This window comes from Saccharopolyspora rosea (assembly GCF_025643595.1).
Lineage (GTDB): Bacteria > Actinomycetota > Actinomycetes > Mycobacteriales > Pseudonocardiaceae > Saccharopolyspora > Saccharopolyspora rosea.
In genome coordinates this window covers 5,114,631-5,139,037 of record NZ_CP102826.1, presented here as the reverse complement: position 1 = coordinate 5,139,037, position 24,407 = coordinate 5,114,631, and the positions used below count along the sequence as shown (strand labels likewise).

Here is a 24,407-nt window from a genome sequence, read left to right as displayed (position 1 = left end):
GGAGCTCCTCCCGGCCCGGCGGCGCCGCTCGGTGTGACGCAGACCGCTCCCGGGTCGTGGGAAGCCCGTTGCCCGCGGCGGTGGCGGTTGTCTACTTTGCAGTCCCGAAGGTCAAGAGCGCCAGCGCGAAGCCCCGGCTCGCTGGCCGGCAACCCTCCAACCGCGGTGGGGTGCCCCGGGTGAGGACCTGGCCGGTCGCGCAGGGCGACCCGGCAAGCGCGGACCCCCTGGACGGGTCCGACGAGGCCCGAGGAGGGGCATCGTGTCCGTTGCCGTCGACGTTGCGCTCCAGTCCACCGCGGAGCACGCCGTTCCCGCCGTCGTGGGCCGGGAACTCCCGGTCCCGCTCCTCACCGGCGGCCGGATCGGCTACGCCAACCTCGACCACGCCGCGAGCGCGCCGTGCCTGGAAGCGGTCCGGGACGCGGTCAACGACCTGCTGCCCTGGTACGCCAGCGTGCACCGGGGAGCCGGGTTCGCCTCCCAGGTGTGCACCCGGGTGTACGAGGGCGCGCGGGACGTGCTGCGGTCGTTCGTCGGTGCGCGGCGCACCGACTCCGTGGTGTTCACCCGCAACACCACCGATGCGTTGAACCTGCTGTCCCGGGCGCTTCCGCGCGGGACGTCGGTGGTCGTGTTCGACACCGAGCACCACGCCGCGCTGCTGCCGTGGACCACTCCGGGGGTGCGGCGGCTGCCGGCGCCGTCGTCGGCGGCGGAGGCCGCCGAGGCGCTCGACGGCGCGCTCGCCGCGTGCCCGGAGGGGCCGCGGCTGGCGGTGCTCACCGGCGCCTCCAACGTCACCGGCGAGGTGTGGCCGGTCGCGGAGCTGGCGCGGGTGGCGCACCGCCGCGGGGCCCGGGTGGCGCTCGACGCGGCGCAACTCGCGCCGCACCGGCCGGTGCGCATCGGCGAGCTCGGCGTGGACTACGTCGCGCTGTCCGGCCACAAGCTGTACGCGCCGTTCGGCGCGGGCGCCCTCGTCGGCCGGGCGGACTGGCTCAACGCCGCCGCCCCCTACCTGGCCGGTGGCGGCGCGACCCGGTCGGTGCAGGACCGGTCCGTCGAGTGGGCGCTCGGCCCGGAGCGGCACGAGGCGGGGTCGCCGAACACCGTCGGCGTGCACGCCCTGGCGGTCGCGTGCGAGACGCTCGCCGGTCGCTGGCGCGACGTCACCGGGCACGAGGAGGTGCTGCTGCGCCGACTCCGCACCCGGCTCGGCGAGGTGCCGGGACTGCGGGAGCTCGCGCTGTTCGGGGCCGAGCACGACCGGGTCGGGGTGGTCAGCTTCACCGTCGACGGCCAGGACCCGGGGCTGCTGGCCGCGGCGCTGTCCGCCGAGCACGGCATCGGCGTCCGCGACGGGCTGTTCTGCGCCCACCTCGCCGTGCGCGGCCTGCTGGAGCGCGCGGGCTCCGACTCCCACCGCGCCCTGCGCGCCAGCATCGGGCTGGGCACCGCGGTCGAGCACGTGGACCGCCTCGCCGCGGCGCTGCGCGGCCTGGTCACCGACGGCCCGCGATGGCGCTACGCCCAGCAGGACGGCCGCTGGGCCCCGGTCGACGACCCCCGGGAGGTCCCCGAGCGGCTCGCGTGACCCGGACGTGTGGTCCTGGTGCTCGCCGGTCGTGAGCGGTCGGGGACAATGGGTTCCGTGAGCACCGAGCAGTCACCCGAAGAGCAGGCCGAGTCGGTCGGCGGACGCGACGAACGGCCGGGATCCCGGAAGCTCCTGGCATTGCTGTTCGGCGTCGCCGTGGTCGCTCTCGGAGTGGACGTCGGCTCCAAGGTCGCGGTCGTGGCGAACCTGGAGGGCGAACCGCCGGTGCGGTTGCTCGGCGGCCTGGTGTACTTCGACGTGCTGCGCAATCCGGGCGCGGCTTTCTCGCTGGCCACCGGCATGACGTGGGTGCTGGCCCTGCTGGCGATCGTGGTCGTCGGCGTGATCGTGTGGTTGGCGCCGAAGCTGCGCTCGCCGGGGTGGGCCGTCGGGCTCGGCCTGGTGCTCGGCGGCGCCTGCGGGAACCTCGCCGACCGGCTGTTCCGCGCGCCCGGCCCGTTGCAGGGCCACGTGGTCGACTTCATCTCGGTGTTCGCGCCGTGGGGCGGCGTGTGGCCGGTGTTCAACGTGGCGGACTCGTGCATCGTCTGCGGCGGCGTGCTGGTCGTCCTGCTGTCGCTGTTCGGCCGCGACTACGACGGCAGGGTGCATCGCCGGAACAAGCAGGTGGCGGGGAAGACGTCGTGACCGATCTTCGAACACTGCCGGTGCCCGAAGGGCTCGACGGCATGCGGGTGGACGCGGGCCTGTCCAAGCTGCTCGGCCTGTCCCGCAGCGCCGTCGCGGGCCTGGCCGAATCCGGGGACGTGCTGCTCGACGGCAGCCCGGCGGGCAAGTCGGACCGGCTGGTGGCCGGGGCGTGGCTGGAGGTCGTGCTGCCGGCGGCGGAACAGCCGGTGCAGGTCGTCGCGGTGCCCGTGGACGGCCTGCAGATCCTGCACCAGGACGACGACATCGTGGTGGTGGACAAGCCGATCGGCGTCGCCGTGCACCCGAGCCCCGGCTGGGAGGGGCCGACGGTGGTCGGCGGGCTGGCCGCCGCGGGCGTGCGCATCGCCACCTCGGGCGCGGCCGAACGCCAGGGCGTCGTGCACCGCCTGGACGCCGGGACGACCGGGGTCATGGTCGTCGCCAAGAGCGAGCACGCCTACACCGCGCTCAAGCGGGCGTTCAAGGAGCGCACCGTCGACAAGCGGTACCACGCGCTGGTGCAGGGGCATCCGGACCCGAGCCGGGGCACCATCGACGCGCCCATCGACCGGCATCCGCGCCACGACTACAAGTTCGCCGTCGTCACCGGCGGCAAGCCCAGCATCACCCACTACGAGACGATCGAGGCGTTCCGCGCCGCGTCACTGGTCGACGTCAAGCTGGAAACCGGGCGCACGCACCAGATCCGGGTGCACTTCTCGGCGATCCGGCACCCCTGCGTCGGGGACCTGACCTACGGCGCCGACCCGGCGCTGGCCCGCCGCGTCGGCGTCACGCGGCAGTGGCTGCACGCGCGCACGCTCGGCTTCGAGCACCCCGCCGACGGCCGGTGGGTGAGCTTCGACAGCCCCTACCCGGACGACCTGCAGCACGCGCTCGACGTGGTGCGGGCCCAGGACGGCTGAGTTCAGTGCCTGTCTCCGAACTCGTCGTGCGTGGCGGTGCCGGTGGCGGAACCTCAGCGGCCGTCTCGGCTCCGGGAGCCCCGACTCATGTATGCCCAATACACAGCGTCGGGGCTGTCCTCGCGAGCCGACCGCTGAGAACCCGCGGCGGTGCCAGCTGCGAGACCACTCACCGAAAGAGAAAGCGGCTGACGCCGCTTGCCGAGGACCAGGTTCAAAGACCTGAAACGCCCGGTACCGTGGACATCCCACGGACGCGAGGGGGATTCATGACACCTGATCCCGACGCACCCACCCCGCCGACCGGCATCCCGGTGCAGGGCCCGGGCGAGGAGGGCGAGCAGAACCTGGCGGACGTCATCCGCGGCGAGGACGTCGGACCCGGTTCGCCCGCCGTGCTCGGCGAACCGCAGGAGCGGGCCGGTGACGGGCCCGGCGAGTGGCCGACGCTGCGGTACCGCAGCCGCGACAAGCCCGAACGGCCGCGGCGCAGCGCGCTGGACTGGTTCCGCCGCAGCTAGCGGGTCGTTCCGGTCGCGCGGCTCGGCGCGCCTGCTCGGGAAGGCGCGGTGAGCGGCTGACGCCGCTCGTGGGACGAGTTCTAGAGCGCCTTCAGCTCCTCGATGACCTCGCGCACCGAGTCCTTGGCGTCGCCGAAGAGCATCGCCGTCTTCGGGTCGGTGTAGAGCGGGTTGTCGATCCCGGCGAACCCGGCGCGCATCGAGCGCTTGAGCACGATGATCGTCTTCGCCTGGTCGACGTTGAGGATCGGCATGCCGTAGATCGGCGATCCCGGGTCGTTGCGCGCCGCCGGGTTGGTGACGTCGTTGGCGCCGATCACCAGCGCCACGTCGGCGCGGGCGAAGTCGTCGTTGATCTCGTCCATCTCGCGCAGCCGGTCGTACGGCACGTCGGCCTCGGCCAGCAGCACGTTCATGTGCCCGGGCATCCGCCCGGCGACCGGGTGGATCGCGTAGTCCACCTCCACACCCCGGTCCAGCAGCAGTTTCGCCATGTCCTGCACGGCGTGCTGGGCCTGCGCGACGGCCATGCCGTAGCCGGGGACCACGATGACGTGACCGGCGTAGGCGAGCTGGATCGCGGCGTCGGACGCGCTGGTGGAGCGCACCGTGCCACCCTCGGTGACCTCGGCGACCGCCGCACCGCCGCCGAAACCGCCCGCCACGATCGACGGGATCGACCGGTTCATCGCCTTGGCCATCTGGTCGGTGAGGATCGAACCGGACGCGCCGACGATCATGCCCGCCACGATCATCGCGGTGTTGCTCAGCGCCAGCCCCGCCGCGGCCGCCGACAGCCCGGTGAACGCGTTGAGCAGCGACACCACGACCGGCATGTCGGCGCCGCCGATCGGCAGCACCACCGCGATCCCGGCCAGGCCCGCCAGCACCAGCACGGCCACCATCAGCGCCTCGTGCCCGGCGCCCAGCCCGATCGCCACCGCGCACGCGAGCGCGCCGGCCAGCACCAGGACGTTCAGCGGCGTCTGGAACCGTCCGGCGGTGATCGGACGTCCCGGCAGGACTTCCTGGAGCTTGCCGAAGGCGACCAGCGAGCCCCAGAACGACACCGAGCCGACGATCGCGGCGAACAGCGACGCGACCACCACGAACAGCGGCTCGCCGGTGAACCCGCCGGACTGGCGGAACTCCACCCACGCGGTCAGCGCCACCGCGCCGCCGCCCACCCCGTTGAACAGCGCCACCATCTGCGGCATCGCCGTCATCCGGACCCGTCGGGCGGCGGGCACCCCGATGACCGCGCCGAGCACCAGGCCCAGCGCGATGAGCCACCAGTCGTGCATGCCCGGGGTGAGCAGGGTCGCGACGATCGCGACGACCATCCCGGCCGCGGCGGTGGCGTTGCCGCGCACCGCGGTGCGCGGTCCGGTCAGCCCCATCAGGCCGTGGATGAACAGCGCGAAGGCGAGGATGTAGAGGACCGAACGCAGCTCGATCACCGGTCAGCGTCCTTCCGCGCGGCGTCCGGGCGGCGTTTGAACATGCCCAGCATCCGGTCGGTGACCAGGAAACCGCCGACCACGTTGATGGTGCCGAACACGATCGCCACCAGCAGCAGCACCTTCGACAGTGGACTGTCCACACCGGACCCGAGTACGAGCACGCCGCCGAGCAGCACGATGCCGTGGATGGCGTTGGTGCCCGACATCAGCGGGGTGTGCAACGTGTTCGGCACCTTCGAGATCACCGCGAAGCCGACGAACCCCGCCAGCACCAGCACCGCCAGGTCGGCCAGGAACATCCGCCACCTCCTACTCCTCGCGCGTCACGCAGCAGGCGGCGAGCACCTCGTCGGAGAAGTCCGGCGCGATCCGCCCGTCCACCACCAGCAGTTCCAGCAGGGCCTGCACGTTGCGGGCGTAGAGCTCGCTGGCGTGCTCCGGCATGCTCGCCGGCAGGTTCAGCGGCGCGGCGACGGTGACGTCGTGCACCACCACGGTGCTGCCCGGTTCGGACAGCTCGCAGTTGCCGCCGGTCGCCCCGGCCAGGTCCACGACCACGCTGCCCGGCCGCATCCCCCGCACCGCGTCGGCGGGCACCAGTCGCGGTGCCGGACGCCCCGGCACGAGCGCGGTGGTGATCACCACGTCGAAGCCGGTGACCGCGTCGGCGAGCAACCGGCTCTGCTCGGCCTGCTCCTCGGCGGTCAGCTCGCGGGCGTAGCCGCCCTCGCCGACCGCCTCCAGGCCGAGGTCCAGCCACTGCGCGCCCACCGAGCGCACCTGGTCGGCGACCTCGGGCCGCACGTCGTAGCCCGTGGTGCGGGCGCCGAGCCGCTTGGCCGTCGCCAGCGCCTGCAGGCCCGCCACGCCCACGCCCAGCACCAGCGCGGACGCCGGTTTCACCGTTCCGGCCGCGGTGGTGAGCATCGGGAAGAACCGGGTGCACTCGGTGGCCGCCAGCAGCACCGCCCGGTACCCGGCGACGTTGGCCTGCGAGGACAGCGCGTCCATCGACTGGGCGCGGGAGATGCGCGGGATCGACTCCAGGGCGAAGCCCGCCACGCCCGCCCGGCGCAGCCGCCGCACCACGTCCGGTTCGGTGCGCGGTTCGAGGAAACCGATCAGCGCGGCACCGGAGCGCAGCCTGTCGACCTCCTCGGCCGAGGGCGGGGCGACCTTGACCACGACGTCGGCGGACCACGGGTCGCCGAGCCGGGCCCCGGCCTTCTCGAACGCCGCGTCCGGGATCAGCGCGGCCTGCCCGGCCCCGGGCTCCACGACCACGTCCAGGCCGACCCGGCGCAGCCGTTCCACCACCCCGGGCACGAGCGCCACCCGGCGCTCGCCCGGGCGCGACTCGCGCGGGACGCCGACCGCGGCGCCGCCTTCGGGGGAGCTCATGCACACCAGCTGTCCACACGCGGGCGCGTTCCGCAAGAGCACGCGCCCGAGGATCACGCGGACAGACGCAGCCGCAGGTCGGTGCCGGGGCGCGGGGTTGCCGAATTTCCCGGAACTCGGGGACTCCCGGTGCCGGGACGGGTCCTCAGAGGTCGGTGATGTCCCAGGTCAGGGAGCGTTCCTCGTCGCCCGGCCGGGGCGACCAGCGGACCGCCGACAGCTCGGTCGACTCCGGGAGCACGTAGACGGTGTGGCCACCGGCGGTCTCGCCGGGCGGCACGCCGATCCGGTGCGGCGGACGCGACGACAGCGACACCGGGGCCTTCGAGATCGTCGACCCGTCCTCGGCGACCAGCTCCAGGTACAGGTCGGGCAGCGAGGTGAACGGCGTGGCGCCGCGGTTGGTCAGCTCGGTGTGCACCACCACTGCGCGTTCGCCTTCCTGCAGTTCGTAGCCGGCCGCGGTGAACAGGAAATCCGCCGGGTCGACCACCTCGACGAGCTGGATGGTGATCCGCTCACCCTCCAGGCCGTCCACGTCGAGCTTGGAACCGACCTTGCCGGTGCGCGCCGCGGGCGGTCGGGCGGGGACGCGCTGGTCGCCGCGCGCCCACGCGGCCGAACCGGGCGGGCCCCAGGTGCCGACCGGGTCCGGTGGCGCGGGCTGGGCGGGTTGCTGCGGGCCGAAGGTGGGCGGCGGTGCGGGCACGAACTGCTGCGGTCCGGACTGGCCGGTCCGCACCGGGTGCGGTGCGCTGTACGGGCCGGACGCGGCCGGCCCGGGCTGCACCGGGTGGGATCCGCTGGGTTGGTGGTGCACCGGGTACCCGCCGCTGGGCTGGTTCGGGGGCACCTGCTGGGGGCCGCTGGGAGGCTGCACCGGGTAGCCACCGCTGGGCTGGTTGTGCACCGGGTACGGCCCGCTGGCCGCGTTCTGCGCCGCCCACGCCTGCGCGGCGGCGAGCGCGTTGCGGATGCCCTGCTGGTCGCACTCGACCCCGACGATCATCGGCAGTCCCGTGGTGGACAGCGCGGCCAACCGCGCCGCGACCTCGCGCACGTCCATGCCGAGCCGACCGGCGATCTCCGGGACCGCCGCACGGCCCATCTCGGCGACGACGGTCAGCAGTCGCACGTCCACGGGATCAGGGCCAGCCACGTCGTGCCACGCTACCCGCTCCGGTGGACCGGGCGTCAAAGGGCGGGCCGACCGCCTGGTCCGGCCGAACCCGCGCAACGCCAGGGGATATCGACGATCTCGTCCGGCCGCGGAGTTAGGCTGGCACCTCTCCCGCCACCCCGATGTGAAGGAGGACTCCCCGTGCCCGTCGACCCCTTCGTCCACCTGCACGTGCACACCGAGTACTCGATGCTCGACGGTGCGGCGAAGGTCGGAGCGCTGTTCGCCGAGGCGCAACGGTTGGGCATGCCCGCGGTGGGCATGACCGACCACGGCAACATGTTCGGTGCGGACGAGTTCTACCAGCAGGCGAAGAAGACCGGGATCAAACCGATCATCGGGATCGAGGCGTACCTGGCGCCCGGCAGCCGGTACCACAAGAAGCCGGTGTTCTGGGGCGAGGCCAAGCAGCGCGCCACCGACGAGTACGGCGAGGGCGGTGACGTCTCCGGTGCCGGTGCGTACACGCACATGACGATGCTGGCGGCCAACGCCACCGGGTTGCGCAATCTGTTCACGTTGTCCAGCCGGGCGAGCTTCGAGGGCTACTACCGCAAGCCGCGGATGGACCGGGAACTGATCGCCGAGCACGCCGAGGGGATCATCGCGACCACCGGGTGCCCCTCGGGCGAGGTGCAGACCCGGCTGCGACTGGGGCAGTTCGACGAGGCGTTGCAGGCCGCCTCGGACTACCGGGACATCTTCGGCAAGGAGAACTTCTTCCTGGAGCTGATGGACCACGGGCTGCCGATCGAGCGGTCGGTGCGCGAGGGGCTGCTGCGGATCGCCAAGCAGCTGGACCTCAAGCCGGTGGCGACCAACGACAGCCACTACGTCACCGTCGACCAGGCCGAGTCGCACGGCGCGCTGCTGTGCGTCCAGTCGGGCAAGACGCTGTCCGACGAGAGCCGGTTCAAGTTCGACGGCGACGGCTACTACCTCAAGTCCGCCGAGGAGATGCGCGAGTACTGGGACTCCGAGGTCCCCGGCGCGGCGGACAACACGCTGCTGATCGCCGAGCGGGTCGAGTCCTACGAGGACGTCTGGAACTACCAGGACCGGATGCCGCGCGTCGCCGACGACAGCGGCAAGAGCGAGCGGGAACTGCTGGCCGCCGAGATCGAGCACTACCTGCCCACGCGGTACCCGGACGGGCCCAGCCAGGAGTGCCGCGAGCGCATCCAGAAGGAACTGGACGTGCTGGACACCAAGGGATACTGCGCGTACTTCCTGGTGGTCGGTGACCTCACCCGGTGGGCCAAGTCGCAGGGCATCCACGTCGGACCGGGCCGTGGTTCCGCGGCGGGTTCGCTGCTGGCCTACATCCTGCACATCACCAACCTCGACCCGCTGGAACACGGGCTGATCTTCGAGCGGTTCCTCAACCCGGAGCGCGACTCCCCGCCGGACATCGACCTCGACTTCGACGACCGCCGTCGCGACGAGGTGCTGCAGTACGCGATCGACAAGTACGGCCGGGAGAAGGTCGCCCAGGTCATCACCTTCGGCAAGATCAAGACGAAGGCGGCCATCAAGGACGCCGCGCGGGTGCACCACGGCCAGCCCGGGTTCGCCATCGCGGACAAGATCTCCAAGGCGCTGCCGCCGCCGATCGCGGCCAAGGACATCCCGCTGTCGGGCATCGTGGACCCGCAGCACGAGCGCTACGCCGAGGCCGCCGAGGTCCGCGGGCTGATCGAGACCGACCCCACCGTCTCGCAGATCTTCGACACCGCGCGCGGTCTGGAAGGGCTGATCCGCAACGCCGGTGTGCACGCGTGCGCGGTGATCCTCTCCTCGCAGCCGCTGATGGGCACCGTCCCGCTGTGGGCGCGCGACGACGGCTCGATCATCACCGGCTGGGACTACCCGTCCTGCGAGGCCATCGGCCTGCTCAAGATGGACTTCCTCGGACTGTCCAACCTCACCATCCTCGGCGACGCGCTGAAGATGGTGCACGCCAACCACGACCGGGACATCGACCTGTCCACCCTCGCCCTCGACGACGCCAAGACCTACGAACTGCTGGCGCGCGGGGAGAGCCTGGGAGTGTTCCAGCTCGAAGGTGGCGGCATGCGGGAACTGCTCAAGCGCATGCAGCCGACCGAGTTCGCCGACATCGTGGCCTGCAACGCGCTGTACCGGCCGGGCCCGATGGAGGTCAACGCGCACTTCGACTACGCCGACCGCAAGAACGGCAAGAAGCCGGTCGAGCCGATCCACCCCGAGCTGGACGAGCCGCTCAAGGACATCCTGGCCGAGACCTACGGTCTGATCGTCTACCAGGAGCAGATCATGGCGATCGCGCAGCGGGTCGCCGGGTACAGCCTCGGTCGAGCCGACATCCTGCGGCGCGCCATGGGCAAGAAGAAGAAGGAGGTCCTGGACCAGGAGTTCGAGGGCTTCCGGGACGGCATGCTGGCGCAGGGCTTCTCCGAGGAGGCCATCGAGAAGCTGTGGGCGACGGTCCTGCCGTTCGCCGGGTACGCGTTCAACAAGTCGCACGCGGCCGGTTACGCCCTGGTGGCGTACTGGACGGCGTACCTGAAGGCCAACTACCCGGCCGAGTACATGGCGGCGCTGCTGACCGCCAACGGCGACAACAAGGACAAGATGGCGGTCTACCTCGCCGAGTGCCGCCGGATGGGCGTCAAGGTGCTCTCGCCGGACGTCAACGACTCCCGCGACACCTTCACCGCCGTCGGCTCCGACATCCGGTTCGGCCTCACCGCGATCCGCAACGTCGGTTCCAACGTGGTCTCCTCGATCATCGCCACCCGCGAGGACAAGAGCCGCTACACCTCGTTCACCGACTTCCTCGACAAGTCCGAGATGGTGGCCTGCAACAAGCGGGTCATCGAGTCGCTGATCAAGGCGGGCGCCTTCGACTCGCTGGGGCACACCCGGATGTCCCTGGCGCAGCACCACGAACAGGCCGTCGACGCGGTCATCGGCCTCAAGCGGCAGCAGGCCATGGGCCAGTTCGACCTGTTCGGCGCCGATCCCGCCGCCGACGGCGGCGGCGACTCCTCGCCGCTGGCGCACTTGCAGTTCACCCCGGAGGAATGGCCCCGCAAGCAGCTGCTGTCCTACGAGCGGGAGATGCTGGGCCTGTACGTCTCGGCGCACCCGCTGGACGGCGCGGAGCGGCTGCTCGCGCCGTACCAGGACACCGGGATCGCCGACCTCGTCGGCGGCGAGCGCGAGCACGGCGGCGGCAACGGCAAGGACCAGGTCAAGATCGCCGGGATGATCTCCGGCATCCAGCGGCGCATCAACAAGAACGGCCAGCCCTGGGCGATCGTCACGCTGGAGGACCTCGACGCCAGCGTGGAGGTGCTGTTCTTCCCCAAGTCCTACGAGATGTTCGCCGACTGCCTCGTCGAGGACACCGCCCTGGCCGTGAAGGGCCGCATCAACGAGCGCGAGGGCACGATCAGCGTGTTCGCCTCGGACGCGGTGCAGGTGGACATCTCGGCGGCCGAGACCGACCCGGGCACCAGCCCGGCGTTCGTGATCAAGGTGCCGGTCAACCGGGTCGACCAGTCGCTGGTCACCGAGCTCAAGCGCACCCTGCAGGCGCACGCGGGCACCACCCCGGTGCACGTGAAGCTGCAGAGCCCGCGCGGCACCACCCGCCTCGCGCTGTCCAGCGACTACTTCGTGTCCACCGAGAACGGGTTGCAGGGCGAGCTGAAGGGCCTGCTCGGCGCGGGCTGCTTCGAAGCCTTCTGACCGGTGTTCGCGCGGGGTCCCTGTGCCGGGGCCCCGCGCGGCACCGTCCTGAGCGGGTTCTCAGCCGCGGGTGACAGGAGAACGTGAAAGCGGTTCACTGGGTGGCGCCAGCCCGTCCTGATGCAGAGGGGTCCCGCATGACCACGGCAGAAGCGCACTCCGCAACCGTCTTCGACTCCGATTTCGTGCAGCACCTGCACGCGAACTACGAGCGGATCCGCGCCGAGACGCCCGTGCGGCGCCTGGTCACCCAGCTCGGCCTGCCGGTCTGGGTCGTCACCCGCTACGAGGAGGCGCGCGAGGCGCTCGGCGATCCGCGGTTGGCGAAGGACGCCGACGGCACGCTGCGGGTCCTGCACGCGAAGCTCCCGCTGGAGGCCGACGGCCGGATCTTCAGCGGCGACCTCTCCGCGCACATGCTCAACACGGACCCGCCCGACCACACCCGGCTGCGCAAGCTGGTCGTCAAGGCGTTCACCCCGCGCCGGGTGGAGGCGCTGCGCCCGCGCGTCGAGGCGATCACCGCGGAACTGCTCGACGGGATGGCCCGCGAGTCCGAAGTGGACTTGCTGGACGCGTTCGCGTTCCCGCTGCCGATCCGGGTCATCTGCGAGCTGCTGGGCGTCGACGAGTCCCGCCGGAGCGACTTCCGGGCGTGGACCAACGCGATCCTGGACGCCACCGAGGACCGCGCGCGGGCCGACGAGGCCATCGGGGAGATGACCCGGTACCTGGTGGAGCTGATCGAGGCCAAGCGCGAACGGCCCGCCGACGACCTGCTCACCGCGCTGCTCCAGGTCAGCGAGGACGAGGACCGGCTCAGCGTGCAGGAACTGGTCTCCATGGTGTTCCTGCTGCTGGTCGCCGGGCACGAGACCACCGTCAACCTCATCGGCAACGGCGTGCTGGCGCTGCTGCGCCACCCCGACCAGTGGGCCGCGCTGCGCGCGGATCCCGACCTGGTCGACGGGGCGGTGGAGGAGGTCCTGCGCTACGACGGCCCGGTGATGCACGGGACGTTCCGGCACACCACCGCGCCCGTCCGGCTGGGCGGGGTGGAGATCCCGGAGGGCGAGGCCGTCTGGGTCGGGCTGAGCTCGGCCAACCGCGACCCCCGGCAGTTCCCGGACCCCGACCGCTTCGACATCGGCCGCGATGCGCACGGGCACGTGGCGTTCGGGCACGGGATCCACTTCTGCCTCGGCGCCCAGCTGGCCCGGCTGGAGGGCCAGGTCGCGCTGCGCCGCGTCGTCGAGCGCTTCCCGGACCTGCGCCTGGCGGGTTCCCCGGACGACGTCCAGTGGCGCTTCAGCTCCGTCATCCACGGCCTGCGCGAGCTGCGCGTCCGGCCCCGCGGCTGACCCGCGGGCGGAGGTCAGCGGCGGGCGATGATCGTGTACGGGCCGACGTCGCGGCGGACGAAGGCCGGGGAGTCGAACAGCGCCGGGTCGAAGTAGACGTCGTAGTCCCGGACGTTGGGCTGCTGCGGGAAACCGTCGGCCTTGAGCTGCATCGCGAGCTCACCGGCGTGCTGCGGGTCCTTCGCCGCGTCGTCGTCCCCGGCGTACGGGCTCGCCGGGTTGCGCAGCACGAACACGTTCGGCGCGTGGAACCGGCTGTGGTCGAGCATGCGTTGCAGGTCGCGGCTGTCGCGGGCGGTGGCCCACCGGTGGATCTCGGCGGCCCGGTCGTCGTAGTCGGCCAGCGGGTTGGCGTAGTGCGGCGTCTCCTGCTGGAAGCTCCAGTACGGCTTGAACGACAGCAGCTTGTAGTCGGTGGTCAGCAGCACGTTCCGGTCGGGCTGGCGGCCGGTGAGCTGGGCGATGGTGCGGATCTCGTCGTCGGTCCACGAGCCGGGCTGGGACGGGTCGCGCTGCCCCATCGCGTTGTCGCCGGTCGGGTAGTAGTCCTGGTACGCCTGCTTGGTCGAGTCCGCGAGCGCCTCGCCGATCGCGGACTGGTTCAGCGAGATCGCGCCGAGCAGGCCGAGCGCGCACGCGATCATGCTGATCCGCAGTGCGTGCGCGCTGTCCAGCCGGCGGCGCAGGTAGCCGATCAGCTCCAGGAAGCCGAACACCCCGGCGACCGCCAGCACGGCCCCCAGGATCACGTTGAGGCGGAACGCCAGCAGCGTCGTCTTGGCCATCAGCGCGAGCGTGGACAGCGCGAACCAGCAGTAGATGGCGATGACGATGGTGAGCATCGCGGCGGCGATCTCGCTGCGGCGGCACCGCCACAGCAGCCACACCAGACCGGCCAGGCACAGCACGCCGACCGCGTTGCCCTGCAACATCGGCGTCGGCAGGAAAGCGCTCTCCTCCGGCAGGTAGTGCTGCGCCGCGCTGCGCGGGTTGTGCAGCAGGAAGTGCGTCGAAAGCAGGTACGGCGTCCAGACCAGCAGCGCGATCACCAGGCTGACCACGCCGATCGGCAGCAGGCGCAGGAACAGCTGCCGCACCGTCGGCCACACCGCCCGGCCCTGGTGCACGCGGAACACGCCGATGAGCACCGCCATCGTCAGGACCATCAGCACCGCGAACCCGAAGTACAGGGTGTAGGTGATCGCGGCGAACCCGACGTAGCAGCCGACGCACACCAGCGTCCAGCGGGGCGCGCGCTCCTCGCGCCGCAGGGCGTGCCAGCACAGCACGGCGACCGGCGCCAGCCACGCGGCGGCGGGCCAGGCGTAGGGCTCCTCGATGCCGTGCAGCATCCCGGCGAGCATGGTCGCCAGCGCGGCGAGCAGCGCGAGCCTGCGGCGCACCACCACGCTCCACAGCGTGAACGCGACCACGCCGGTGACCGCGACCCAGGCCAGCGCGTACGGCTTGTAGGCCGCCCAGCCCTCCCAGCCGAGCAGGTTCGCGAACCGGCCGCCGAGCCAGAACCAGGCGCCCGGGTAGTACGGCGAGGTGTCCGGGTAGTTCATGTCGGCCAGGCCGAGCGAGGACGCCATCCGCGTCATGTACTGCAACCGGAAGCCGTTGTCCACAGAGGACCCACCGAAGTAGAAGCGGGTGGCTTCCAGCGGAATGGCCAGCGCGAGCGTGCTGAACGCGCTCAACGCGACCCAGGTCCCGCCGATGCGCAGCCAGCGCGGCGACCGGCGGTGCCCGAACGCCAGCAGCAGGAACAGCGCCGCGAGCACCACCGCGCTGCCGGTGGCCGCGAGGGCCTCGGGCGCGAAGCTGGGCTCGCTGATGCTCAACCGCGTGGCGGCGAACTGCAGCACCAGGCTCACGACCGCCGCGACGACGGAGCCGAGCAGGATCTCGCCGATCGTGCTGCGCAACGGCAGGCGAACGGCGGAGTCGCGACGCGGTTCGTCGATCGGGCTCGGCCCGGTCAACAGGGGGCTCGGCAGGATTCCCGCCACAGCACGTCCTTCGGCGATGGCTGACAGAGGGTGCCCGCGCAGAATAATTGATGTGCACCGGGCCACCCGCCATCGGGTGATGCCCGTCGCCCGCAGTTCCCGCGGACCCGCGCCGTTCTCCATACCGCCGCGGCGGAATCCGCCGCCCCGCCGGTTCCGGGGCGCGAGTGGCCGGTGGGGTGTCGCAGCGGGCTGATCTTCTCCCATCGGGTGACGCGGTGGGGCGGTGCGGCCGCGCTAGGGTGACGTGCCGGGACTGACGGACGGACGAAGGAGGTCGGCGGCGTGCCTGACAGGCCGGTGGAGTCGAACGGCACGCGCGCGGCACCCGCGCGGATCCCGCCTCCGCAGGGGCCGGAGGAGGAGCCGCTGGTGCCCCGCCTCGTCGAGCCCGTACCGCGGGTGGTCGTCAAGGCCGACCTGTTGCCCGCGGTGAGCGCGTTGTCGCTGGTGTCGTTGGTCGGCGTGCCGCTCGGCTGGCTGTGGGCGCAGCTCGTGCCGCCCCAGCAGAGCGTGCTCGACGCCCGCGGCGGGCTGACCCCGCTGCTGGTGGAGAGCTACCACGACTTCGACGCGCTGGGGATCTTCCTGCTGCTGGGGTTCGCCGCGGGCGTGCTGACCGCCGCCGTCCTGTGGATGCCGCGTCGTCGGCGCGGTCCCGTGCTGCTCGTCGCGGGGACGTTGGGGTCGCTGGTGGCCGCGTGGCTGGGCGTGCGGATGGGAGCGTCGTTCGCCGCGGGGCTGTACCCGATCCCGGCGCACCCGGCGGTCGGGGACCTGATCCGGACCGCACCCGAGATCGCCACCGGCTGGGCGCTGCTCGCCCAGCCGCTCGGGTTCGCCCTGACCTACGGAGTGGCCGCGTCCTGGAACGGGTTCGACGACCTCGGGCGGCGCCGCTGAGCACTCGTCTTCGAACTCGTCGTGGGTGGCGGTGGCGGTGGCGGGACCTCTGACCGGAAGAGGAAGCCCGCCGCGTGCCACGCCCCTTCCGACAGCAGGTTCAAAGACGGGAAGACAGGCTCACGCCGCGCGGCGGAAGGACATCGCCATCCGCTGGAGCGTGCCGGTGGGGTCGGGCAGCGTGTCCGGGGCGTTCTGCTCGGCCGTGCCGAGGAAGACCACCGACGCCTGACCGTCGTTGTTGGTGGCGATCACCGTGACCGCCTCGGTCGGTGCGTCGCACGGCCCGGGCGCGGGGTGCGTGACGGTCGCGGTGACGCGGCTGGCCGCGATGCCGCCGGGCAGCTGCACCGGTTCCGCCGGGCCCATGGCGACCTGCGGTTTCCGGTCGCCGGCCGAGTAGGCCAGGTCGGCGAACTTCTGCGCGGTCGCGGTGGCGACCGCCGCGTCCGACGGACCCTTGCGGGCCGTCGCTCCCGCGATGGCCCGGTAGCTGGAGCTCTTGCCCGGGCAGAAGCCCTTCTTGTACACCGAGACCCCGGTCATGGTGACCGGGTCGTCGGCCGGGCCGAAGCCGATGATGTCGTCCGGGGTCTCCAGCGTCCAGTCCTGCGGGGCGTCGTAGACGGCTCCGCGCTTGGGCACGGGCACCGCCTGCCAGCCGGGGACGATCGCTGGCACGGCGGCCGGTGCGGACGACGTCTCGGCGCTGCTGGCGGGTGCGCTGGTGGCCGACGTCGTGGGGCTGCCCACCGGCCGCTGGGCCTGGCCGCGGCGGCTGCCGGTGTTGAGCACGACGACCGTGGTGACGATGGCGACCACCGCCACGGCGGCCAGCGAGACCGCGGCGATCACCATCCCGGTCCGGCGCCGCCGCTGCCCCGGGTAACCGGTGACCATTCCCGGGTACGGCTGCTGCTGGCGCTGGTCGAACGCGCCGAACCCCTGGTACTGGCCGGGTTGGAACCCGGCGGGCCGGCCGTGCGCGGGCTGTCCGGTGCTCGGGTCGTACTGCTGTCCCGGCTGGTGCGGGCCCCAGTTCCCGCCAGGTGAAGACATGCGCGTGATCTTAGCGGTCCGGGCGAACCGGTCGGGCTCAGTTCACGCTGGTGCTCTGCGCGAACTCGGCGAGCGGGGCGGGCACCGCGCGCAGTTCGCGCAGGAACTCGGCTTCGCGCAGCAGGAAGCGCCGGACCAGCCGCAGCCGCGCCAGCGGATCGGTCTCGCCGAGCAGTTCCTGGCGGTCCTCGACGGTGAGCACGCAGTCGTCGGCGAGCGCGTAGGCCAGCGCGCCGGGGTCGACGTCGTCGGTTTCCACCGGTTGGCGGCCGCGCAGGCCGGTGGAGTGGTAGCGCTCGTGGGCGGCGCGGGCGGAGGCCACCAAGCGCTCGCGCGGTGCGGCGTTCTCGGGCTCGGTGTCGGGCATCCACTCCACGCGGGCCATCAGGTAGGGCGCGGCGTGCCGGTCGATCTGCAACAGCCGGAACCGGCGTTCCCCGGTGGCGCTGACGTCGAAGCGGCCCTCGGGCAGCTGGCGGACCTGGTCCAGCGTCGCCGTGCACCCGACGTCGTACATCGAGTCCACGTTGTCCTCGCCGACCTCCCAGCCCTGCCGGATGGCCACCACGGCGAACCGGCGGTCCGGCACCACCTCGTTGACCAGGTCCTCGACCAACTGCCGGTAGCGCGACTCGAAGACGTGCAACGGCAGGTGACCGCCGGGCAGCAGGACCGAACCCAGCGGGAACAGCGGCAGCGTGTCCATCACGTGTCCCAACCTACGTCCGGGGGGTCGGTCCCGGCCATCGATCAGCCGACGCTGCCGCTGGGCGGGCGGAAGACCGCGAACGGGTCGGTGACCTGCAGGTCGCGCGAGGTGAACCGGAACAGCGCGGGCGGTCGGCCTCCGGCCGGACCAGCGGGAACGGTGCGGCCGGTGGGCTGGAGCACACCGCGGCGGGCCAGCACGCGTTGCAGGTTCGTCGCCGCCACCTGGTAGCCGAGGGCGGCGGAGTAGAGGCGGCGCAGTTCGGAGATGGTGAACTCCGCGGGCGCCAGCGCGAAGCCGATGTTGGTGTAGGACAGCTTGGCGCGCAGCCGTTCCCGCGCGGCCAGGACGATCCGGTGGTGGTCGAAGGCGGTCTCGGGCAGTTCGTCCACGGCGTGCCAGCGGGTGTCGGCGGGCACCTCGGGGTCGGTGTCGGAGGGGACCAGACCGAGGAAGGCGGTGGCCACCACGCGGTGGCCGGGCACGCGGTCGGGGTCGCTGAACACCGCGAGCTGCTCGACGTGGGTCAGCTTGTGCACGTCGACCTTCTCCGCGAGCTGGCGGCGGATGGAGGTCTCCACGTCCTCGGTGGCGGCGAGCCTGCCACCGGGCAGCGACCAGCGGTGCAGGTGCGGCTCCCGGGCCCGCTGCCAGAGCAGCACCTGCAACCGGCCGTCGCGTATCTGCAGCACCCCGGCGAGAACCTCGTGACCCACGTCGCAATTGTCCAGGTGGACGCCGGTGCTACGATGGGGCACGTTTTCGTTCCTAAGGCGAAAACCTCCGGGTCCGCCGGGTCCGGGGTGTGCTCGCAAGCCGCGGTGGTCTCCGCGGCTGGCGGTGGGGAGGACGAGATGGCCGCGACTGCCACGTGGGAGCGGGCCTACGCCGGCGTGACGCCGGACGCCGAATGGGCCCGCGAGGTGCGAAGGCTCGCCGAGGAGCGGGACGCGGTCCTGCTCGCGCACAACTACCAGCTGCCCGAGATCCAGGACATCGCCGACCACACCGGCGACTCGCTCGCGCTGAGCCGGATCGCGGCCGAGAGCTCGGCGAGCACGATCGTCTTCTGCGGCGTGCACTTCATGGCCGAGACCGCGAAGATCCTCAGCCCGGACAAGACGGTGCTCATCCCGGACCAGCGGGCGGGCTGCTCGCTGGCCGACTCGATCACCGCCGAGCAGCTGCGCGAGTGGAAGGCGGAGCACCCCGGTGCGGTGGTGGTGTCCTACGTGAACACCACCGCCGAGGTGAAGGCCGAGACCGACGTCTGCTGCACCTCGTCCAACGCCGTCGACGTGGTGCGCTCGGTCCCGCCCGAGCAGGAGGTGCTGTTCTGCCCGGACCAGTTCCTCGGCGCGCACGTCCGCCGCGCCACCGGCCGGGAGAACCTGCACGTGTGGGCCGGTGAGTGCCACGTGCACGCCGGGATCAACGGTCCGGAGCTGGCCGAGCGGGCGGCCGCCGACCCGGACGCCGACCTGTTCATCCACCCCGAGTGCGGCTGCGCCACGTCCGCGCTGTACCTGGCGGGGGAGGGGACCGTGCCGCCGGAGCGGGTCAAGATCCTGTCCACCGGCGGGATGCTGGACGCCGCGCGGCGCACCGGTGCCCGGTCGGTGCTGGTGGCCACCGAGGTCGGGATGCTGCACCAGTTGCGCCGGGCCGCGCCCGAGGTCGACTTCCGCGCGGTCAACGACCGCGCCTCCTGCCGGTACATGAAGATGATCACCCCGGGGGCGCTGCTGCGCTGCCTGCGCGAGGGCGCCGACGAGGTCGACGTGCCCGCCGGGACCGCCGAACGCGCGCGGGCCTCGGTGGAGCGGATGATCTCGATCGGCCGTCCGGGAGGTGGCGAATGACCTGGGAGGCCGGGGCCGACCTGGTGGTCGTCGGGACCGGGGTGGCCGGGTTGACCGCCGCGCTGCGGGCGCGCGAGCTGGGCCTGCGGGTGCTGGTGGTCGGCAAGGACGGCGCGTCGGCGGGCAACACCGGCTGGGCGCAGGGCGGCATCGCGGTGGTCCGGCCGGACGAGCACGACGCGGGCGACAGCCTGCACCGGCACGTCGAGGACACCCTGACCGCCGGCGCCGGGCTGTGCTCGCGCGAGGCGGTGCGGGAGATCCTGGCCGCCGGTGCGGCGGCGGTCGAGCGGTTGCGCGGTGCGGGCGCGCGGTTCGACGCGTCGGCCGGCGGTGCGCTGGCGCGCACCCGGGAGGGCGGGCACAGCGCGTTCCGGGTGATCCACTCGGGCGGGGACGCCACCGGTGCCGAGGTGCAGCGCGCCCTGTCCGCGGCGACGCGCGAGGGCGGGATCCCGCTGCTGGAGCGGCACTGCGTCGTGGAGCTGCTGCACGGCGACGGCGGAGCCGTCGCGGGCGCGCTGGCGCTGGACGCCGAGGGACGTCCCGGGGTGCTGCACGCCCCGGCGGTGCTGCTGGCGACCGGCGGGCTCGGGCAGCTCTACGCGGCCACCACGAACCCGGACGTGTCCACCGCGGACGGTGTCGCGCTGGCGCTGCGCGCGGGCGCGACCGTCGCCGACCTGGAGTTCGTCCAGTTCCACCCCACCGTCCTGTACGCACCGGACAGCGGGGGCGGGCGTCGGCCGCTGGTCACCGAGGCGGTGCGCGGCGAGGGTGCCGTGCTGGTCGACGTGCGCGGCAGGCGCGTGATGGCCGGGGAGCACCCGCTGGAGGACCTCGCACCGCGCGACGTCGTCTCCGCGGCGATCAACCGGCGCGCCGCCGAGACCGGCGCCGAGCACGTCTACCTGGACGCGACCGGCATCGGACGCGGGTTCGCCGACCGGTTCCCGACCGTGCACGCGGCGTGCCGCGCCGCCGGCATCGACCCGGTCCGCGAACCGATCCCGGTGACGAGCGCGGCGCACTACTCGTGCGGCGGTGTCGTGTCCACAGTGGATGGACGCACCGCGGTCGCCGGGCTGTACGCGGCGGGCGAGGTCGCCTGCACCGGGCTGCACGGCGCCAACCGGCTGGCGTCGAACAGCCTGCTGGAAGGGCTCGTCGTCGGCGAGCGGGCGGCCGCGGCGGTCGCCCGGGACCTGCGCAGCGGGTTGCTGGTGCGCCGGTGCGCGGGCGAGGCGGTCGTCCCGGCGATGCCGGTGGTCCACCGCGACCTGTTGCAGCGCACCATGAGCCGGTACGCCGGGATCGGCCGCGACGCGACCGGGCTCGCCGAGGCCGCGGCGGTGCTGGACCGCGCCGCCGTCGTCCGTCCACTCCGGACGCGGCGGGCGGCCGAGGACGCCTCGATGGCGCTGACCGCGCAGGCGCTGCTGGCGGCGGCGCGGCTGCGCACCGAGTCCCGCGGCTGCCACCGGCGCACCGACCACCCCGCGACCGACGACCTGCGCTGGCGGCGCAGCACGGTGCTGCGGCTGGACGTGGCAGGACGGCTCATCCACACCCCCGGCGGAATCGAGAGGACGGCGGCATGAGCCTGGACGAGTCCGTTGCCCGCGAGGTGGTGCGCACCGCGCTCGCCGAGGACCTGCGGTACGGCCCGGACGCCACCACGGAGGCGACGGTGCCCGCCGAGTCCGTCGCCGAGGGCGCCTTCAACACCCGGCGCGCCGGAGTGGTCGCCGGACTGCCGCTGGTGCGGATGGTCCTCGACGAGGTGCTGGGCGCGGACGGCTGGACCGCGCTCGCCGAGCGGCAGGACGGCGACGCCCTCGACCCCGGCGACTGCGCGCTGCGGGTCAAGGCGCCGGTGCGCGGCCTGCTCACCGCCGAGCGCACCGCGCTGAACCTGCTGTGCCACCTGTCCGGGATCGCCACCGAGACGGCCCGCTGGGTCGACGCGGTGGCCGGGACCGGGTGCCGCGTCCGGGACAGCCGCAAGACGCTGCCCGGCCTGCGGGCGCTGCAGAAGTACGCGGTGCGCTGCGGCGGCGGGGTCAACCACCGGATGGGCCTGGGCGACGCGCTGCTGATCAAGGACAACCACGTGCTCGCCGCGGGCGGGGTCGTCGCGGCGGTCCGCGCCTGCCGCGCGCACGCCCCGCACCTGCCCATGGAGGTCGAGGTGTCCACACTGGACGAACTCGACGCGGTGCTGGCCGAGGACGTGGCACTGGTGCTGCTGGACAACTTCACGCCCGAGCAGTGCGCGGAAGCGGTGCGCCGCACCGCGGCCACCGCGCCGCGCACCGAGCTGGAAGCCTCCGGCGGTCTGACCCTCGACCGCGCCCGCGCCTACGCCGAGACCGGGGTGCACTACCTCGCCGTCGGCGGCCTCACCCACTCCGCACCGGCTCTGGACCTCGGGCTGGACATGGACTGACCGCCCGCCCCCGCCGCGCCGGTCACCAGGAGTGGTGCGGTGCTACGCTGCGTGCCCGCCATGGAGCGTCGTGGGATGTGGGGACAGCGGTGAGCGTCGCGGAGCAGCAGGAGCCGGTGGTCGTGCCGCCGGTGCCCGGAGGGATCGAGCGGGCCCGCAGGCCGACCGGGCCGGTGCTCGGGCTGGTCGTGGTGGTGGTGTGCCTGCTCGTCGGGCAGACGGCCACGTTGCTGGTGCTGTTCCCGCTGCTGGGGGTGCCACCCGGGGCGGTGCGGCGACCGATGGGGATCTCCGCGCAGCTCGCGACGCTGTTCAGCTTCCTCGGCGCGAGCGCCCTGCTGGCGCTGTGGATCCTGCTCAAGGAGCGGCGACCGTTCGGCAGCGTCGGGTTCTTCCCCGCCCGGCGGATCGGTGCCCGGCTGGTGCTGGGCGCGCTGGCGGGCCTGGTGGCGCTGTCGCTGCCCGTCGGCGTGAACATCCTCAGTGGACAGTTCGACGTCGGCGAGTCCGCGCGGGTCGCACCGGCGCTGCTGGCGCTCGTCGGCTTCGCCGCCCAAGCCAGCACCGAGGAGGTGCTCACCCGCGGCTACCTGCTCCAGCTCGCCCACCGGAAGTGGGGGCTCGCGGTCGCGATCCCGTTCCAGGGCGTGGTGTTCACCGCGCTGCACGGGGTGAACAGCGACGTCAGCGTCATCGCGCTGGTGAACATCTTCCTCATCGCCGTGGTGTTCGCCTTCTGGGCGCTCACCGAGGGCGGGCTGTGGGGCGTCTGCGCGTTCCACGCGGTGTGGAACTGGTGCCAGGGCAACGTCTACGGCATCCACGTGTCCGGCATGGACATCACCGCCACGGTGCTGAACGTGCACGGCGCCCCGGGCAGCGCGGCATTGCTGACCGGCGGTGGCTTCGGCATCGAGGGCAGCCTGCTCACCACCGCCGTCCTGCTGGTGGCCGCGGTCCTGGCGTTCCTGGTCCACCGGCGCAGGGCCTGACCGCGCGGCGCAGGTGCGGACGAACGGCCGGGAGCATCAGAAACGTCGGTTGGCCAACACCGGGACGGTGCGGCGGGCCTGCTCGACGGTGTCCTCGTCGATGTCGACGACGAGGACGTCCGGGGCATCGGCGAGCTGGGCGTGCACCGCGCCGAACGGGGTGGCGACCAGGCTGTGACCGATGCCGGTCGGGGCCTTGCCGCTCGGCTCCCGCCCGATGCTGCGCGGGTCGGCCTGGCCGCAGGCCACCACCCAGGACGTGGAGTCGAGCGCGCGAGCGCGGACCAGCAGCTCCCACTGCTCCCGCTTGCCCTCCCCGGCACCCCACGACGCGGACGTGACGATCACCGACGCGCCCCGGTCGGCCAGCGTCGTGTACAGCCCGGGGAAGCGGACGTCGTAGCAGGTCGTCAGGCCGACGCGGGTGCCGCCGAGCTCGACCACCACCGGTTCGGAACCGGGGGCGACGGTGCGGGACTCGGCGAAGCCGAACGCGTCGTAGAGGTGGACCTTGTCGTAGCGGGTGTCCAACCCGCGGCCGGTGACCAGCAGCGTGTTGGTGACCCGGCCCTGGTCGGCGGGGGTGAACATGCCGGCCACCACGGCCACGCCCGCCTCCTCGGCCAGGCGCCGCACCTCGGTCGCCCACGGGCCGTCCAGCGGCTCGGCCAGCGGCGCGAGCTTCACGCCGAAGCACGCCATGGTGGCCTCCGGGAACACGGCGAGCTCGGCGCCCGCCTCGGCGGCGCGGCGCACGCCGTCGGCGACGAGTTCGAGGTTCGCCGCCGGGTCCGGGCTCGACACGATCTGGCACAACGCGATCCGCATCTGCGGGCTCCACCTTTCTCCACCGGGCTACGATGTTTGTATACCAGCGATATGCAAGCAGGGGGTTTCCGTTGCCGTCGGGGCGTCAGCTCGCTTACGAGCATCTCAAGGACACGGTGCTCAGCGATCCCGCGATGCAGGGGCAGTTCGTCAACGAACAGGCCCTCGCCGATGAGATCGGCGTCTCCCGCACACCGATCAGGGAGGCGCTGCTGCTGCTCGCCGCCGAGGAACTGGTGCAGCTGGTGCCCAAGCGCGGCGCCTACATCGCGCCGGTCGGCGGCCGGGAACTCCGCGAGCTGTTCGAGTTCCGCACCATGATCGAGTGCTACTCCGCCCGGCGCGCGGTCGAGCTCGACGCCGTGCCGCTGGACGCGATGCGCGCGGAGCTGGCGGAGCAGCGCTCCCTCGCCGGTGAGGACCAGGCGCGCGCGTTCATCGACCGCGACCACCGCTTCCACACCGCGCTGGTCCGCGCGGTCGGCAACGACATGCTCACCAAGACCTACGACGGGCTGCGGGCGCGCCAGGTCCGGGCTGGCATCGTGGCGCTGTTCCGCGCCGGTGACCGGCGCAAGTCCGTGCTCGCCGAGCACGAGGCGATCGTCGCGGCGCTGGCCGCGCGCGACGCCGACGCCGCCACCGCGGCGATCACCGCGCACCTGGCCGCCACCCAGCGGGTGCTGCTGGAAGGCTGAGGACCCGCGGCGGTGCCGCTCACCGAGGGAGAAGGCGGCCGACGCCGCTTGCCG

Annotated in this window: 21 protein-coding genes and 1 riboswitch; of the genes, 12 read left to right on the top strand and 9 right to left on the bottom strand. The window is 72.7% G+C overall.

What is annotated here, in order from left to right; genetic code table 11:
• The first annotated feature begins 109 nt into the window (after positions 1-109).
• A riboswitch (SAM riboswitch) is annotated at positions 110-225 on the top strand.
• 37 nt (positions 226-262) lie between these two features.
• The 4 genes from NV263_RS23775 to NV263_RS23760 all read left to right on the top strand — a co-directional run bounded on the left by NV263_RS23775 (position 263) and on the right by NV263_RS23760 (position 3,698).
• Positions 263-1,597 (top strand): aminotransferase class V-fold PLP-dependent enzyme, encoded by a 1,335-nt coding sequence (locus NV263_RS23775; RefSeq protein ID WP_263248835.1) that lies wholly within the window; start codon positions 263-265, stop codon positions 1,595-1,597.
• 48 nt (positions 1,598-1,645) lie between these two features.
• Positions 1,646-2,248 (top strand): signal peptidase II, encoded by a 603-nt coding sequence (lspA, locus tag NV263_RS23770; RefSeq protein ID WP_263248834.1) that lies wholly within the window; start codon positions 1,646-1,648, stop codon positions 2,246-2,248.
• 41 nt (positions 2,249-2,289) lie between these two features.
• On the top strand, positions 2,290-3,177 hold the full coding sequence (locus NV263_RS23765; RefSeq protein ID WP_263254335.1) for an RluA family pseudouridine synthase: 888 nt from the start codon (positions 2,290-2,292) through the stop codon (positions 3,175-3,177).
• A 269-nt stretch (positions 3,178-3,446) separates the two neighbouring features.
• On the top strand, positions 3,447-3,698 hold the full coding sequence (locus tag NV263_RS23760) for a hypothetical protein (RefSeq protein WP_263248833.1): 252 nt from the start codon (positions 3,447-3,449) through the stop codon (positions 3,696-3,698).
• An 80-nt stretch (positions 3,699-3,778) separates the two neighbouring features.
• Here NV263_RS23760 and NV263_RS23755 read toward each other — a convergent pair whose 3' ends face one another.
• The 4 genes from NV263_RS23755 to NV263_RS23740 form a co-directional block, all read right to left on the bottom strand.
• Complete coding sequence (locus tag NV263_RS23755; protein WP_263248832.1) at positions 3,779-5,158, bottom strand: NAD(P)(+) transhydrogenase (Re/Si-specific) subunit beta; 1,380 nt, start codon at positions 5,156-5,158, stop codon at positions 3,779-3,781.
• A complete protein-coding gene (locus tag NV263_RS23750; protein ID WP_263248831.1) occupies positions 5,155-5,460 on the bottom strand; it encodes an NAD(P) transhydrogenase subunit alpha in 306 nt (101 codons plus the stop codon). The genes NV263_RS23755 and NV263_RS23750 overlap by 4 nt, the downstream gene beginning before the upstream one ends.
• A gap of 10 nt (positions 5,461-5,470) precedes the next feature.
• Positions 5,471-6,562, bottom strand: a complete 1,092-nt coding sequence (locus NV263_RS23745; protein WP_263254334.1) for a Re/Si-specific NAD(P)(+) transhydrogenase subunit alpha — start codon at positions 6,560-6,562, stop codon at positions 5,471-5,473.
• A 145-nt stretch (positions 6,563-6,707) separates the two neighbouring features.
• Positions 6,708-7,721, bottom strand: a complete 1,014-nt coding sequence (locus NV263_RS23740) for an AsnC family protein (protein ID WP_263248830.1) — start codon at positions 7,719-7,721, stop codon at positions 6,708-6,710.
• Between the two features lie 162 nt (positions 7,722-7,883).
• On the opposite strand from NV263_RS23740, the gene dnaE reads away from it, so the two are divergent.
• Both dnaE and NV263_RS23730 read left to right on the top strand, forming a co-directional pair.
• Positions 7,884-11,477: a DNA polymerase III subunit alpha gene (gene dnaE, locus NV263_RS23735; protein WP_263248829.1), complete on the top strand. Its 3,594-nt coding sequence runs from the start codon at positions 7,884-7,886 to the stop codon at positions 11,475-11,477.
• 137 nt (positions 11,478-11,614) lie between these two features.
• Positions 11,615-12,838 carry a cytochrome P450 family protein gene (locus tag NV263_RS23730; RefSeq protein ID WP_263248828.1) on the top strand — a complete coding sequence of 408 codons (1,224 nt, stop codon included), beginning with the start codon at positions 11,615-11,617 and terminating at the stop codon, positions 12,836-12,838.
• Between the two features lie 14 nt (positions 12,839-12,852).
• On the opposite strand, the gene NV263_RS23725 is transcribed toward NV263_RS23730, so the two are convergent.
• On the bottom strand, positions 12,853-14,853 hold the full coding sequence (locus NV263_RS23725) for a galactan 5-O-arabinofuranosyltransferase (protein WP_263248827.1): 2,001 nt from the start codon (positions 14,851-14,853) through the stop codon (positions 12,853-12,855).
• Between the two features lie 285 nt (positions 14,854-15,138).
• Here NV263_RS23725 and NV263_RS23720 point away from each other — a divergent pair, with 285 nt between their 5' ends.
• Positions 15,139-15,756: a DUF2567 domain-containing protein gene (locus NV263_RS23720; protein ID WP_263248826.1), complete on the top strand. Its 618-nt coding sequence runs from the start codon at positions 15,139-15,141 to the stop codon at positions 15,754-15,756.
• Between the two features lie 120 nt (positions 15,757-15,876).
• Here the strand turns inward: NV263_RS23720 and NV263_RS23715 are convergent, their stop codons facing one another.
• The 3 genes from NV263_RS23715 to NV263_RS23705 are packed head-to-tail and all read right to left on the bottom strand — an operon-like array spanning position 15,877 to position 18,240.
• Complete coding sequence (locus NV263_RS23715) at positions 15,877-16,815, bottom strand: hypothetical protein (RefSeq protein WP_263248825.1); 939 nt, start codon at positions 16,813-16,815, stop codon at positions 15,877-15,879.
• Between the two features lie 37 nt (positions 16,816-16,852).
• Positions 16,853-17,521, bottom strand: a complete 669-nt coding sequence (locus tag NV263_RS23710; RefSeq protein ID WP_263254332.1) for an LON peptidase substrate-binding domain-containing protein — start codon at positions 17,519-17,521, stop codon at positions 16,853-16,855.
• Positions 17,522-17,565: 44 nt separating this feature from the next.
• Entirely contained in the window at positions 17,566-18,240 is a 675-nt protein-coding gene (locus NV263_RS23705) for an NUDIX hydrolase (protein ID WP_263248824.1), read from the bottom strand.
• Between the two features lie 138 nt (positions 18,241-18,378).
• Here NV263_RS23705 and nadA point away from each other — a divergent pair, with 138 nt between their 5' ends.
• The 4 genes from nadA to NV263_RS23685 all read left to right on the top strand — a co-directional run bounded on the left by nadA (position 18,379) and on the right by NV263_RS23685 (position 22,827).
• On the top strand, positions 18,379-19,386 hold the full coding sequence (gene nadA / locus NV263_RS23700; protein WP_263248823.1) for a quinolinate synthase NadA: 1,008 nt from the start codon (positions 18,379-18,381) through the stop codon (positions 19,384-19,386).
• A complete protein-coding gene (locus NV263_RS23695; RefSeq protein WP_263248822.1) occupies positions 19,383-20,987 on the top strand; it encodes an L-aspartate oxidase in 1,605 nt (534 codons plus the stop codon). The genes nadA and NV263_RS23695 overlap by 4 nt, the downstream gene beginning before the upstream one ends.
• Entirely contained in the window at positions 20,984-21,835 is an 852-nt protein-coding gene (gene nadC, locus NV263_RS23690) for a carboxylating nicotinate-nucleotide diphosphorylase (RefSeq protein ID WP_263248821.1), read from the top strand. Before NV263_RS23695 ends, nadC begins: the two co-directional genes overlap by 4 nt.
• A gap of 89 nt (positions 21,836-21,924) precedes the next feature.
• The gene (locus NV263_RS23685; protein ID WP_263248820.1) at positions 21,925-22,827 is read left to right on the top strand and encodes a CPBP family intramembrane glutamic endopeptidase; all 903 of its coding nucleotides are present in this window, start codon (positions 21,925-21,927) and stop codon (positions 22,825-22,827) included.
• Positions 22,828-22,863: 36 nt separating this feature from the next.
• Here NV263_RS23685 and NV263_RS23680 read toward each other — a convergent pair whose 3' ends face one another.
• Positions 22,864-23,655, bottom strand: a complete 792-nt coding sequence (locus tag NV263_RS23680) for a carbon-nitrogen hydrolase family protein (RefSeq protein ID WP_263248819.1) — start codon at positions 23,653-23,655, stop codon at positions 22,864-22,866.
• Between the two features lie 71 nt (positions 23,656-23,726).
• Here NV263_RS23680 and NV263_RS23675 point away from each other — a divergent pair, with 71 nt between their 5' ends.
• Positions 23,727-24,353: a GntR family transcriptional regulator gene (locus NV263_RS23675; protein WP_263248818.1), complete on the top strand. Its 627-nt coding sequence runs from the start codon at positions 23,727-23,729 to the stop codon at positions 24,351-24,353.
• Positions 24,354-24,407 lie beyond the last annotated feature (54 nt).

Coding starts and splice junctions, on each gene's coding strand:
- NV263_RS23710 (WP_263254332.1), bottom strand. CDS start 17,521: ATGGACACGCTGCCGCTGTTCCCGCTGGGTTCGGTCCTGCTGCCCGGC.
- nadA (WP_263248823.1), top strand. CDS start 18,379: ATGGCCGCGACTGCCACGTGGGAGCGGGCCTACGCCGGCGTGACGCCG.
- nadC (WP_263248821.1), top strand. CDS start 20,984: ATGAGCCTGGACGAGTCCGTTGCCCGCGAGGTGGTGCGCACCGCGCTC.
- NV263_RS23730 (WP_263248828.1), top strand. CDS start 11,615: ATGACCACGGCAGAAGCGCACTCCGCAACCGTCTTCGACTCCGATTTC.
- NV263_RS23765 (WP_263254335.1), top strand. CDS start 2,290: ATGCGGGTGGACGCGGGCCTGTCCAAGCTGCTCGGCCTGTCCCGCAGC.
- NV263_RS23695 (WP_263248822.1), top strand. CDS start 19,383: ATGACCTGGGAGGCCGGGGCCGACCTGGTGGTCGTCGGGACCGGGGTG.
- NV263_RS23715 (WP_263248825.1), bottom strand. CDS start 16,815: ATGTCTTCACCTGGCGGGAACTGGGGCCCGCACCAGCCGGGACAGCAG.
- NV263_RS23750 (WP_263248831.1), bottom strand. CDS start 5,460: ATGTTCCTGGCCGACCTGGCGGTGCTGGTGCTGGCGGGGTTCGTCGGC.
- NV263_RS23745 (WP_263254334.1), bottom strand. CDS start 6,562: ATGAGCTCCCCCGAAGGCGGCGCCGCGGTCGGCGTCCCGCGCGAGTCG.
- lspA (WP_263248834.1), top strand. CDS start 1,646: ATGGGTTCCGTGAGCACCGAGCAGTCACCCGAAGAGCAGGCCGAGTCG.
- NV263_RS23760 (WP_263248833.1), top strand. CDS start 3,447: ATGACACCTGATCCCGACGCACCCACCCCGCCGACCGGCATCCCGGTG.
- NV263_RS23680 (WP_263248819.1), bottom strand. CDS start 23,655: ATGCGGATCGCGTTGTGCCAGATCGTGTCGAGCCCGGACCCGGCGGCG.